This window comes from Ruegeria sp. AA3, from assembly GCF_056542905.1.
Window position 1 is genome coordinate 110369 of the sequence record NZ_JBQGAQ010000008.1, and the last position, 13666, is coordinate 124034.

At 56.1% G+C, this 13666-nt stretch carries 9 protein-coding genes; 5 read left to right on the forward strand and 4 right to left on the reverse strand.

The annotated features are described in order from the left end of the window. The 3 genes from ACR0JR_RS15060 to ACR0JR_RS15070 all read right to left on the reverse strand — a co-directional run bounded on the left by ACR0JR_RS15060 (position 1) and on the right by ACR0JR_RS15070 (position 3720). Positions 1-2403, reverse strand: coding sequence for a GcvT family protein (locus ACR0JR_RS15060; RefSeq protein ID WP_480456843.1), 2403 nt, complete (start codon positions 2401-2403; stop codon positions 1-3). Between the two features lie 98 nt (positions 2404-2501). Continuing rightward, positions 2502-3131 carry a glutathione S-transferase family protein gene (locus ACR0JR_RS15065; protein WP_480456845.1) on the reverse strand — a complete coding sequence of 210 codons (630 nt, stop codon included), beginning with the start codon at positions 3129-3131 and terminating at the stop codon, positions 2502-2504. 91 nt (positions 3132-3222) lie between these two features. Beyond that, positions 3223-3720 carry a class I SAM-dependent methyltransferase gene (locus ACR0JR_RS15070; RefSeq protein WP_029621662.1) on the reverse strand — a complete coding sequence of 166 codons (498 nt, stop codon included), beginning with the start codon at positions 3718-3720 and terminating at the stop codon, positions 3223-3225. 230 nt (positions 3721-3950) lie between these two features. On the opposite strand from ACR0JR_RS15070, the gene ACR0JR_RS15075 reads away from it, so the two are divergent. From ACR0JR_RS15075 to ACR0JR_RS15095, 5 genes are read left to right on the forward strand one after another with little or no spacing between them, the layout of a single operon-like run. After that, positions 3951-5723 carry an ABC transporter ATP-binding protein gene (locus ACR0JR_RS15075; RefSeq protein ID WP_480456846.1) on the forward strand — a complete coding sequence of 591 codons (1773 nt, stop codon included), beginning with the start codon at positions 3951-3953 and terminating at the stop codon, positions 5721-5723. Beyond that, a complete protein-coding gene (locus tag ACR0JR_RS15080) occupies positions 5716-7629 on the forward strand; it encodes an ABC transporter substrate-binding protein (RefSeq protein ID WP_480456848.1) in 1914 nt (637 codons plus the stop codon). Before ACR0JR_RS15075 ends, ACR0JR_RS15080 begins: the two co-directional genes overlap by 8 nt. 14 nt (positions 7630-7643) lie before the next feature. Continuing rightward, a complete protein-coding gene (locus ACR0JR_RS15085; protein WP_480456850.1) occupies positions 7644-8672 on the forward strand; it encodes an ABC transporter permease in 1029 nt (342 codons plus the stop codon). Further along, positions 8669-9823 (forward strand): ABC transporter permease, encoded by a 1155-nt coding sequence (locus ACR0JR_RS15090; RefSeq protein WP_480456851.1) that lies wholly within the window; start codon positions 8669-8671, stop codon positions 9821-9823. The genes ACR0JR_RS15085 and ACR0JR_RS15090 overlap by 4 nt, the downstream gene beginning before the upstream one ends. Further along, positions 9820-11175 carry a CoA transferase gene (locus tag ACR0JR_RS15095; protein WP_480456853.1) on the forward strand — a complete coding sequence of 452 codons (1356 nt, stop codon included), beginning with the start codon at positions 9820-9822 and terminating at the stop codon, positions 11173-11175. The genes ACR0JR_RS15090 and ACR0JR_RS15095 overlap by 4 nt, the downstream gene beginning before the upstream one ends. 85 nt (positions 11176-11260) lie before the next feature. On the opposite strand, the gene ACR0JR_RS15100 is transcribed toward ACR0JR_RS15095, so the two are convergent. Then, positions 11261-13648, reverse strand: a complete 2388-nt coding sequence (locus tag ACR0JR_RS15100; protein WP_480456854.1) for a mechanosensitive ion channel domain-containing protein — start codon at positions 13646-13648, stop codon at positions 11261-11263. Positions 13649-13666 lie beyond the last annotated feature (18 nt).

The window sequence follows — 13666 nt, forward strand, 5'->3', positions numbered from 1 at the left end:
TCAACCTCGCATCGCTTTGCCCTGCGGGTCGTACGGCGACGGCTCAACCACGCGGGCTGGGCGTTCAACGCCAACCACATGCACCGACAGCTCTGTCCCTGGGTTAGCCTTGTCGCGATCTACCAGAGCCATGGCCAGGGACTTGCCTGTGTAGTGCCCAAAGCCTCCCGACGTCACAAAACCCACACGTTCGCCGCCTGCCCAAATGGGTTCATACCCGCTGGCATCCGCGTCCAACGCGTCGACCTCAAGCGTCACCTGTACCTGCGCTGGTCCGTTGCCATCGCGCTCGGCCAGCGCCGCATCTTTGCCGACAAAATCCTTGTCCCAGTCGATCCAGCGATCCATCCCGGTCATGCCGGGTGTATAGAGCTGGGTGAATTCTGCAGACCAGATACCAAAGCTCTTCTCAAGCCGCGTCGACAGCATCGCGTTGAAACCGCATTCGCGGATTTCCTCATCGGCCCCGGCCTCCAACAGCATACGGCGTAGCTTGATATGGTCGCCATAGCGGCAGTTGATCTCATATCCCTTCTCGCCCGTCACTGACATCCGGGCAACGCGGGCGCGGACCAGTCCGATATCGAAGTCACCACAACCCATGAATTTCAGGCCCGAGATGTCCTGCTCTGCCAATCTCTCGACCACCGCCTGCGACTTCGGTCCAACCACGGCAAAACCGCAATACTCCTCACCCAGATCGCGGATGTTCAAACCGTCCATCATGTGATCATCGAACCAGCGCATATGCCAGGCACGCAGATAGTAGCTGCCCATGATCCACCAGGTCCCGTCGCCCCAGTTCAGCACGGTTAGATCACCCTTGAGCCGTCCGTTCTCACCCAGCATTGGAGCCAGTTTAGCCCGACCCGGCGCGGGGAGTTTTGAGGCCATGACTTTATCGAGCCACGCCTCGGCATTCGGACCTGAGACCTCAAACCGCGAGAAACCCGAGATATCAAGCAGGCCCACACCTTCGCGGATCGCCTTGCACTCCTCAGCCACGATGTCATGCGCGTTGGACCGCTTGAGCGTCGGCGTCTCCTCGAACCCATTCGGCGCGAAATAAAGCGGCACTTCAAGGTCCCAGCTAACACCCCATTTACAGCCTGCCTCGGTCATCGCGTCATGGGCTGGAGCCATTTTCAGCGGGCGGCCTGCGGGCAGCTGCTCGTTCGGGTAGGTCATCACGAAACGACGGGAATAGAACTGACCAGTTGTTTCGCGGATGTAGCGTTTGTTCTGAGCGAAATCGCCATAACGTGCCACGTCCATCGGCCAAGCGTCGGCTTCGGGCTCGCCATGGATCATCCATTCGGCCAGTGTCTTGCCAACGCCACCACCCTGCAGGAACCCAGCCATCACCGCACAGGCTGACCAATAACCGCGCTTGCCCGGGACCGGACCGACCAACGGGTTGCCATCAGGCGAGAAGGTAAACGCGCCATTCACCCATGTCTTGATGCCGACATTCTGGATCGACGGATAGCGTTCAAAGCCCAGCGTCAATTCGTTCTCGATCCGGTCAAGCTGTTCCTGAAACAGCTCTTCGCCGTAATTCCAAGGCGCACCGTCCATGGCCCAGTGTTCATGATCGACTTCGTAGATGCCAACCAGAACACCCTTCTGGTCCTGCCGCATATAGGTAAAACCTTCGAGGTCGACAGTCATCGGCATCTCAAAATCAGCCTCGGCGACCTCAGGCACTGTATCAGTGATCAGATAGTGGTGTTTGAGTGGCGACACCGGCAGTTCCACCCCTGCCATACGGCCCACCTGCTTGGCCCAAAGACCTGCGGCATTGACCACATGCTCACACGTGATGGTGCCCTTGTCGGTCACAACTTCCCAACCATCCGCGGTCTGCGTCAGGCGTTCGACCTTGGTTTCCTCATAGTACTCGGCTCCGCGCTTTTTAGCCGCCGTGGCATAGGCCTGAACTGTTCCAGTGGTGTCGATATAGCCTTCGCGGTCCGCCCACATTGCGCCTAGCACGCCGTCGGTTGACATGATCGGGCAGCGTTTCTGCGCCTCCTCCGGCGACAGCAACTCACAATCGTCAATGCCGATGGACTGGAAGATGCGGTAGTTGGCCTGCAGCCACTCCCAACGTTCGGGCGTGCCTGCCAGCGTCAGGCCACCGGTCATGTGTAGGCCGATATTCTGGCCCGATTCCTTTTCAATCTCGCTGAGCAAATCGATAGTATAGGCCTGAAGCGACGCCATGTTGGGATCGGCGTTCAGCGCATGGATGCCACCCGCCGCATGCCAGGACGAGCCCGAGGCCAGGCGCCGACGCTCCAACATCACCACATCCGACCAGCCGAACTTGGCAAGGTGATACAGAACCGAAGCGCCCACAACGCCGCCGCCAATTACCACTACGCGATACTGCGATTTCATCCCAACCTCCCTGGATGACTCGCTGGGGACGCTAGACTCACTGTTCACTTCTGTCTAGACATTTCTGTACAGTTCTGTGCCTTGTATAAAAACGCGCGTTAAATCCGGGCACTTGGTCGCGCGCGGATGGAATCAAACCAAGCTTGTGTGGCTGTGTTGTCGTCAGGAATGCGCATCTTGATGACACGTGCAAAATCGACAAATACAAATGTGGTGATGTCAGCGAGCGTGAATGCGCCCCCTGATACGAAATCATTTTCGCGCAGACGGGCCTCTAGTAAATCAAAAAACGCGCCCACCCGTGCAGTTCCGCGCTGCGCCAGTTCGGGAATCTGCGCATAGTTCGCGGGGCCTGTAATGGCGCGGTCTTTGAACGAGGGATGGGTATTGCGCAACGTCTCGGCAATCGGCGCACCGCATTGCTGCTCGGCAATGGCGTTCCACATCAGAACTTTGCCCTTTTCATCCGCTGTTCGGCCCATCAACGCAGGCTCAGGAAAACGCGCTTCGAGATAGGCCGCAATGCCGAGATTTTCGGTGAGCACAGAACCTTCATCCGTGATCAGCACCGGGATCGTCGCGCCGGGGTTCACCGCCCGAAAGGCATCACTCAGATGCTCGCCATTTGCGATCGAGATTTCGCGCGTCTCAATCTCCAACCCTTTTTCTGCAATGAACATCCGGGCTCGCCGTGGGCTGGGCGCGGTCGAGCAATCATAGAACAGCATTTGACGATCCCCTCTGAGGCTTCACACCCCAAACGTTAGACCGCCCCAGTGCAACAGCGCGAGTCCGATCACAAAGTGACCCTACGGCAGATCAGCGTTGATAGATGAAGCAGCGACCCTCAACCGCACCACTCGGCAGCGGCAGCTCGGTCAAATCCTCGAAATACATGCGATCACTCGAGACCATCAACCCACCACGCGCCAACAGCGGCTCGATCAAAGGTGAGACGAGACGGGCAAATGTATCGTTCTTTTGCCGGTTATGTCCCCCTAGATCGGCGTGGATCAGACTGGCCGACGCGCCAAACTGCGCGACCGATGCGGGCAGCGTTTCACGCACGTCACCCAAAATTACGCGATCATCGGGCGGTGTTGAATCGGGGTGCGAGGCGACCGCACGTTCAAAAACATAAACTGGGCGGTCCTTTATATGCTGAACCATGTGATGATAAGTGCGCCCATTTCCCAGCCCAAGCTCAAATACCGGGCCTTCATGCCCAGTGGTCTGCGCGATTGCATAATCCAAACAAGCACGCTGCGAGACCATGCGATCAATAAACAAATCTAGACGACTTTGAGCTTCTGGCACAACGATTACCCCTATTTGTAGACACGGCACATTTCGTGTGCCTTTCGACCAGGTAGTGACAAATTCTCAAGGGAATGTGTAGGCGCACTGCCAAGAATTCACGATTCCGCGACGTTTCAGGTGCAGAAGGTGTTTGACTACCCCGCCCGAACCGCGCGAAACTACGAAAAAAAAGACAGGGAGTTCACAAAGCCGATGTTACCTAGCGGCCAGACGGGTGGAAAACCCGCATGAGTGCGTTGTTGTCCGTTCGGAACCTCAGCATCGGCTTCGGCAAGGGTCCTTCCGTGGTTCGAGATGTCAGCTTTGATGTCGAGCCTGGACAGACGCTTGCATTGGTTGGTGAATCTGGATCGGGCAAGACGATTTCGTGTCGCGCTGCTCTACGCATTCTGCCCCGCACCGCTCAAATCCGCAGCGGTACGATTACCCTGAACGATTCCAGAGGCACAGCGGAGTTAACTCAACTCAGCGAACGTCAAATGCGTGACATTCGAGGCAATCGGGTGTCGATGATCTTTCAGGAGCCGATGCGCTCACTCTCTCCGCTTCACAAAATTGGGAACCAGGTCAGCGAAGTTCTTTGGCTGCACCGCGGCGCATCTGAATCTGAGGCACGCAAAGAAGTACTGACGCAATTTGAACGGGTGGGCTTTCCCGACCCGGCCCGCGCCTACGACAGCTATCCGTTTGAATTGTCCGGCGGCATGCGACAGCGGGCCATGATCGCGATGGCGATGGTTTCTAAACCTGAATTGCTCATCGCGGACGAACCAACCACTGCGCTGGATGTAACAACTCAGGCGCAGGTTCTTGGGCTCATCAAAGAACTGCAGCGTGAAACCGGTATGGCGCTAATTCTGGTCACGCATGATTTGGGTGTCGTCGCCAACATGGCCGAGCAGGTTGTTGTCATGCACAAAGGTCGTGTGATGGAGGCCGGTCCAGCCGCCCTGATCCTGAATGACCCGGCGCATCCCTACACCCAGCAACTGTTCGATGCAGCACCAGAAATACCTGACCAGGATGCGGTGGGCATGCCGATGCCCGATGAAGACCTGATATTGCAGATGACCGGGGTTTCGAAGACCTACACGATGCGGTCCAGCAAAGGCTGGAGAGCCGACAAGCTGATCCACGCCTGCCGCGGCGTCGATATGAAGCTGGCACGCGGCAAAACACTTGCGATCGTTGGCGAAAGCGGATCGGGCAAAACCACCGCAGCGCGTATCGCTCTGGGCGCCGAATTGCCGGACCCCGGCGGAGAAGTGCTGTTCCGGACAAATAAGGAAGCCGATCCGCTCACAGTTCACAACATGACGCGCGCCGAGCGTACTGCCTTCCAGCGCAAGGCGCAGATGGTGTTTCAGGATCCGTATAGCTCACTTAGTCCCCGAATGCGCATTCAGGATGCGATGACCGAACCGTTGGAAATTCACCGCCTCGGAACAGTAGCAGAACAGCGCGATAAAGCAGCCGAAATGTTACAGAGGGTCGGACTGAACGCAGACATGCTCAAACGTTATCCGCACGCGTTTTCAGGCGGGCAGCGGCAACGTCTGTCTATCGCCCGCGCGATGATGTTGGACCCGGCTTTGATCGTTTGTGACGAGCCTACTTCGGCCTTAGATGTATCTGTGCAGGAACAAATTTTAACCCTGCTCGAAAACCTGCAAGACAGTCTGAACCTGTCTTACCTGTTCATCTCGCATGATCTCGCCGTTGTCGCGCGCATCGCTGATGAAGTTGCCGTGATGCGTCGGGGGCTGGTGGTTGAACAAGCCCCGCCTGAAACTCTCTTCTATAATCCACGTCATCCTTACACAAAGGCATTGATTGCCGCCCAGCCTGAACCGGATATCAATCGTCCGATAGACCTGAAACTGGTTGCTTTGGGCGCGGGTTCGCCCGACAGTTGGGATGACGCCTTTCGATTTTCCGACACCGTGATACCCTCGCTGGTAGAGTTGGAGCCCGGCCATAAGGTACGTTGCCATGTTTAAGACCACTCATCGTTTGATTCTGGCGACCACGCTGGTCGTTGCAGCAGGGCTGCCCGCCACGGCAGAAGTCCCGGCCAATCTTCAGGAAATCCCCTACTGGAAAGCCGAAGTTGAAGGTGGAAAGTTGCCACCTGTCGCCGACCGCATTCCGCAAGACCCGCTAATCGTTGATCTGGCCGCGAAGGGGCGCGATTTCGGAGCCCCCGGCGGAACATTGCGAACCATGGTTACCCGGTCCAAGGACATCCGCCAGATGGTGGTCTATGGCTATGCGCGGCTTGTCGGCTTTGACCATGAATACAACATCGTGCCCGATCTGTTGGCCTCTTTCGAAAACGAAGACAATCGCAAGTTTACCTTGAATTTACGCCCTGATCACAAATGGTCGGACGGCACTCCGTTTACGTCTGAGGATTTCCGATATTGGTGGGAAGACGTCGCCAATAACGAGTTGCTCAGCCCATCAGGCCCACCTGATTTTTTGCTGGTTGAAGGTAAGGCGCCTACGGTAACTTTCCCTGATGAAACGACCGTCGTGTTCGAGTGGGCAAATCCGAACCCTGACTTTCTGCAATCTCTTGCACAGGCACGCCCACCGTTTATCTACCGCCCATCAGAATTTCTCAAAAAATACCACGAGAAGTTTGCCGATCCTGAAGAACTGGCTTTTCAGGTCGAAGACGCGCGGGTCAAAAGCTGGGCGGCGCTGCATAACAAGCTGGATAACCTGTACAAATATGACAATCACGAATTGCCCACATTGCAGCCCTGGCTCAATGCAAGCTCGGGCAAGAAAATCCGGCACAGCTTCATCCGCAACCCCTACTATCACAGGGTTGATTCAAAGGGGGTGCAGCTCCCTTATATCGATGTGGTCGAGATGGAGATTGTTGCCCCAGGTCTTGTCGCGGCCAAGACTAACGCGGGTGAAAGTGACCTGCAAGGGCGCGGGCTGGCATTCCGCGACGCGTCGATCCTGAAAAAAGGCGAAGCGCAAGGAGACTACAAAACGCTCTTGTGGAAGACCGGAGTCGCATCCCAAATCGCCATCTATCCAAACCTGAACTTCGAAGACGAAGCCTGGCGCAACGTACTACGTGATGTGCGCGTCCGCCGGGCCCTTTCCCTCGCGATAGACCGCAAAACAATCAATCAAGCGCTCTATTTTAAGCTGGCCCATCCCGGCGCGATGTCAGTTTTGCCTGCGTCGCCATTCTATGACGAAGCAAATGCAAAGGCTTGGGCGGACTACGACGTCGATATGGCGAATGCGCTGTTGGATGAGGCTGGATTGACCGAGCGGGATAAAGACGGCATTCGCCTACTGCCTGACGGACGTCCTATGGAGTTGGTTATCGAAACAGCAGGCGAGAGGCAGGAAGTAGAAAATGCCCTCCAAATCGTTACAGATACCTGGCGCGAGATCGGTGTCGAACTTGTGATGCGCCCCCTGGATCGGGACATTCTGCGTAATCGGGTCTTCTCGGGCAACACGATGGCCTCAGTCTGGTTTGGCTGGGATGACGGCATCCCGCAATTGCACACCTCGCCTGCCTATCTGGCGCCTACCGATCAGGTCTTTCTGGCCTGGCCCAAGTGGGGGCAGTATTACCAGACAGCTGGAGGATCAGGCGAGCCACCAGACATGCCCGAAGCCGAACTTCTCATGAAACTCGCGCATGACTGGGAAATCGCCACAACCGATGAAGAGCGCGCGGCAGTCTGGACTGAGATGCTGAAAATTCACGCGGATCAGCTGTATGCCATTGGTATTCTTAACGGCGCACCGCAGCCAATCGTTGTGTCAAACCGGCTGAAGAACGTGCCCGAACAGGCCATGTGGGCCTGGGAGCCCGGTGCGCATTTCGGCATTCATCGTCCCGACGAGTTTTTCTTCGCCGACTGATCAGGAGCAGCTAAATGGTCATGCTGCGCTATGCGGTGTATCGCTTTTTCACGATGCTGCTGACGCTGTTGGTGGTGTCGGTACTGATCTTCGTGATCATCAACCTTCCCCCAGGCGACTATCTCAGCAACCAGATCGCTGAGTTGCAGGCCTCTGGCCAATCTGCGGGCGTGGCTAAGGCCGAGTTTCTGCGCAAAGAGTATTCTCTGGATCGTTCGTTGCCGGAACAATATCTGATCTGGATAGGCTTCTGGCCCGGCCCGCACGGGTTCGAGGGCCTCTTGCAGGGCAATTATGGCTGGTCATTCGAATTTGACCGCCCCGTGCGCGAGATCGTGGGCGATACGCTCTGGTTGACTGTCGTGGTTAATCTGGCTGCCATTCTATTCGTCTATGCTGTGGCCCTGCCGCTGGGCGTTCTTGCGGCGGCCAAATCAAGAACATGGATCGATTATACTTCTGCTTTTGTTGGGTATCTGGGCCTTGCGACGCCAAACTTCCTGCTGGCGCTGATCCTGTTCTATTACGGCCATCGCTACTTTAACCTGCCAATTGGCGGCCTGATGGACCCTTCCTTTGAGGGTCAACCGATGAACTGGGACAAGCTGAAATCCATCCTTGTTCACCTGATCGTTCCGACCTTCGTTATCGGCACCTCGGGCGCTTCGGCAATGATGCAGCGCCTGCGTGCCAACATGCTGGATGAGTTGGGCAAGCCTTATGTTGAAACCGCTATCGCCAAGGGGATGGCCCCGTCGCGGATGTTGACGAAATACCCGCTGCGGGTGGCCTTTAACCCCTTTGTTGCCGATATTGGCAACCTACTGCCTTCGATGGTTTCAGGTTCGGTTCTGGTCTCGGTTGTTCTGGGTCTGCAAACCATCGGGCCAACATTGCTGACCGCGCTTAAAACACAGGATCAGTTCCTGTCTGCTTTCATTCTGATGTTCGTGGCCTTGCTGACGCTGATCGGTACCATGATCTCGGACATCCTGCTGGTCATGCTTGACCCGCGCATTCGGTATGAGGGGCGAGAAGCATGAGTGAACGCCCCGATGGTCGCTATGTCGACGAAGCCCCGTTTGATCCGAAAGCCTCGCTCCAGCAGCTTGAGCGTGCAGATCTCGATGCCCCAAATTGGGTCTTAGTCTGGCGCAAGTTCAAAACACACAAGCTGGGTCTGATTTCAGGTATATTCCTGCTTTTGTGCTATCTGATGCTACCCTTCGCGGGATTCATCGCCCCCTATGGACCGAACGACAGAAACGGTGAGCACCTCTATGCCCCACCCCAGTCTGTCAACTGGTTCCACGAGGGCGAATTCATAGGTCCTTATGTCTATCCCATTGTTGCAGAAGCGGATCTTGAAACCTTCCAATGGAAGTTCGTACCCGACACAGAAGACCCGCGCCCGATCCGGTTCTTCTGTGAAGGCTCCGAGTACAAACTGGCAGGCCTGATAAAATCCGACACCCACCTGTTCTGTGCACCTGAAGGCGCCACGCTGTTCCTATGGGGCTCCGACCGCTTGGGACGTGATGTCTTCAGTCGAATTCTTTACGGCGCCCAATTGTCGCTGACCGTAGGCCTGATCGGCATCTCAGTGTCTTTCTTCCTCGGCATCCTATTCGGATCAATGGCCGGGTATTTTGGTGGGCGCATCGACTGGGTCATAAACCGTGTGATCGAAATTTTGCGTTCCCTTCCGGAACTCCCGCTTTGGCTGGCTTTGTCTGCAGCCGTGCCTTCGAATTGGAGTCCTGTTGCTGTCTTCTTCATCATCTCGATCATTCTCGGCATACTCGACTGGCCCGGCCTTGCCCGATCCGTACGCGCCAAATTCCTTTCGTTACGGGAAGAGGAATATGTTCGCGCCGCCGAGATGATGGGCGCAAGCTCGGGTCGCGTGATCCGCAAGCACCTGCTTCCGAACTTCATGTCGCACCTGATTGCATCCGCCACACTGTCGATACCAGCGATGATCCTCGGTGAAACCGCGCTCAGCTTCCTTGGTCTTGGCCTGCGCGCCCCGGCGGTCAGCTGGGGGGTCATGCTAAATGACGCGCAGAACCTTGCTTCGATCGAGATTTATCCGTGGACGGCGATTCCGATGCTACCAATCATCGTAGTCGTGTTGGCCTTCAACTTCCTTGGCGACGGGCTGCGCGACAGTCTGGACCCCTACCAGCAATGAGCCTGCTATCCGCCCTCCCTTCAACTGACACATATCGGGTCAAAGGGGCGGGCGCGCGGCCCAGCGCTTTTGCAGTCTCAGAACTGGCAACGGCCAGTTTTGCTGCTGTTGGTCAGGAAATGTCACGCCTTGTGACTGCGCTCAACCTGTCGCCAGAACCGCCGGATGTTTCCGTGGACCATCGGTTGGCTTCTCTATGGTATGGCTTCTCATTCAAACCCGACGGATGGGACATGCCCAACCTTTGGGACGCGATCGCAGGCGACTATCAGGCCTCAGATGGCTGGATCAGACTGCACACCAATCTGCCGCATCACCGCACTGCTGCTTTGAAGGTACTCGAGGTCAACCCTGATCGGTCATCGGTTGAACGCGCGATCCGAGACAGGACCATTTCGGAACTCGAAGCCGCAATTGTCGCGGAGGGTGGGGTTGCTGCCGCGATGCGCAGTCGTGCAGAATGGCATGACCATCCGCAGGGACGTGTACTCGCACGTGAACCATTGATCGGCTGGCAAGGCCCACGGAATATCAAGCTACGCGACCGGCCACAGGCGACCGTCGAGCGCCCCCTTGCAGGGCTACGCCTGCTCGACCTCACACGAATACTGGCAGGGCCGGTTTCTACAAGAACACTTGCAGGATTTGGGGCCGAAGTCCTTAGGATCGACCCTCCTGGCTGGGATGAGCCTGGCGTCATTCCCGACATCTCACTGGGCAAGCATTGCGCCTATCTGAATCTGAAATCACCCGCGGGAATTGGACAACTTCAGGAACTGCTCAAACAAGCTGACGTAATTGTACATGGGTATCGCCCCGGCGCCCTCGACGCGCTTGGTTTGGGTAAATCCAAGCGTGATCAGCTTGCCCCCAACAGGGTCGAGGTCACATTAGACGCCTATGGCTGGCAAGGCCCTTGGGCGACACGCCGGGGTTTTGACAGTCTGGTCCAAATGAGCGCCGGGATCGCGCACGCAGGAATGGAATGGGCCGGGGTCGACGAGCCAACCCCGCTACCTGTGCAGGCACTCGATCACGCGACTGGATACTTGATGGCTGCTGCTATTCTTTCGGCTCTGGCCGAGGCTGCATCCGGTCAAGCGGTCATGGATGCTCGGCTTTCTCTTGCACGAACCGCAGAACTACTCGCCACTCTCGCCAAAAGCGATACTGAAGTAGATATCACCGGTGCGTCACTTGCAGATTATTCGGATGTGCAAGAACAATCCGGATGGGGAGCAGGTCACCGTTTGAAACCAGCACTGACTGTAGGCACTTCCAAGATGCGATGGTCTCTGCCCGCCTCAAAGCTTGGATCATCAGAACCAGTCTGGCCTTCACTCGCCAGGTAGACCAACTGTCGCTCGGAGCGCGGCCCGGCCAAACGCATTGGATGGCGTCTCATTCGAGACGCCGCTCAAAGAGGCGGGAGCCGCCTTAGCGATCGTCGCCGCCGGGCCCGATATCATCCAGATAATCCTCGTCAATCGCAGCTTGAACAGCGCCTGTAACCGCTTCGCGCTGCTTTGGCGTTAAGTCTTCGGCCTCTTTGCCGTCTGCCAACCTTACGGTGACCTCGCGATGCGCGAACCGGATACCTTCGCGGGCAAACAGTTCACGGATATCTTGATATACTTTCTTGCGCACCAGCCACTGATCGCCTGGTTTGGTCATGAACTTGACCCGGATAATCATCGCCGAATCCTGCATCTCGATCACGCCCTGAGATTTCAGGGGCTGGATAAAGTTTTCTCCGATCACCGGATCACTCAGCAATTCCTGACCCAATTTTTTGATCAGCTTCCGTACTTTTTCGACATCCGTGTCATACGTCACACGCAACGGGAGCTTCATGATCACCCAATCGCGCGAGTAATTGGTCAGCACCTTGATCTCACCAAAGGGAATCGTGTTGAGCGCGCCCAGATGGTGTCGCAACTGGAAGGACCGAACCGAGATCTTTTCAACCGTTCCCTTCACATCGCCGATATCGATATATTCACCCTTACGGAATGCATCATCCATCAGAAAGAACGCACCCGAAAAGATATCGCGCACCAGCGTTTGCGACCCGAATCCTACGGCCAATCCTACAACACCGGCACCCGCAAACAGCGGGCTGACATTGATCCCCAGTTCCATCAATACAATCAGCGCGATGGTGACAACGACCACAGCCAGGATCGCACCGCGAAACAGGGGAAGCAATGTCGCAAGCCGGCTCTGTCCACCTTCGCCCCCTTCATCGCCAAGCTCGGCATCAGCGGCACCATCATCAACCTCTTCTGCAATTTTGCTGTCGATCCAGACCCGGAAAAAATGAAACAGAATGTAGCCGATGAACAAGATCACCATCACATCAAGCGCTCGCTCGATGGGCAGATCATCGCTCCAGTTAGCTTGCGGATTCCAGATCACGACCAGCGCATATAGCCCCACCACAAAGGCCAGAATACCGGCCACCCTTCGGGCAAGATCTTCGTAGGTCAATATGGCGTGTTTGCGCTTTTCAGCCTCGGGTGTGACAAGCGCTGCAGCCTCACCTACCTCGGCCTCATCTGCTTCGGTATTCAGTTCCGCGATCTGACGATTGCGATCAAAGTAGCGTTCCAGCAAATAGTTCATCGCACCATATGCAACGACCACTGACATGAATATTGCATAGCTGCTGGCTACGATCGGGACGGAATCCTCGATCTCCAAAACCAGATCAACTGCTAGCTTGAACCAGCTGAACACGATGTAGAGCATCAATACCGGCGCCCAGGCGAACGAGATAAATCGTAATATCCACGAAACTTGTTCGGGCAAACGCCCGCCACGGATCGCATGAGAAATCGCGCGGGCATTGAACAATATCATCAAGAGATTGCCCAGCGCACCGGCCAGAGTCAGGCTGCCATAAACCAAGGCATAAACATTGTAGTTCAGCCCAAAATCCGCAACCCAAGTCGAGAAAAGCACGACCGAGATATCAAACGTCGCGATTGCCGACGCCCACCGGTATAGCCGCTTGGCGTCCCGATCGGAAAACGGGGGCAAACGGTACTGGCTGAGAAACGGTGACAAGATCATCCGCCACAAGTCCGCAACCGTGCGCGACAGGAAGAACGCAGTAAAAATCGCGGTGACAGTGAACTGAATGGATATATCCTCGGCTTCGCCAAAGAACAGATACCCCACGATCAGCGCCATCAGCATCGCAAAGATCGTCCCACCGATGCCCATTACGAAGCGGTAAACCAAGAAAGGCATTTTCTCGCGATAGCCAACGGGGTTTTCCTTGATGCGGGCAACAACCCAACGCTTGGCGATACGCTTTCCGTAAATCTCGGTCGATAACCAGCGTCCCAGCAGAAGAAAAACAATGTTCCAGGCCAAGACCTCGAAATAGGTCTGAATACGGCCATCCGGGCTGGTTTGTCTCAGAACGTACTGCACCTCAAAAACCGAATACGGAAGCGCTTCTAAACGCGAGCGCACAGATTCCCTAAATTTCGAGAACCGCTCCTGAGCCTTCATCAGTTGAGACCCTTCCGCCATCGGGTCAGCGACCTCTGGATCAGATGTTGCCCCGCCATTATTGGCTGACGAAACCACCTGTCCCGCGCTGTCGATTACGATGACACTTGCACCAGCTTCAGAAGCCGCGCGGATCGCAGCTGCCAGATCGCCCTCTTCTGCCGAACTTGATGTGCTGGTTTCTTCGGACGATCCAATTGGATATCCCGGGATAAGCGAGGTTTGCGCCTCTGCTTCGGGTACGCATGCAAGGATTGCGGCCCAAAGCACCAGAAACAGCCCGGCCAGAATATTCGTTTTCATAGTGTCTCGCACCCAAAT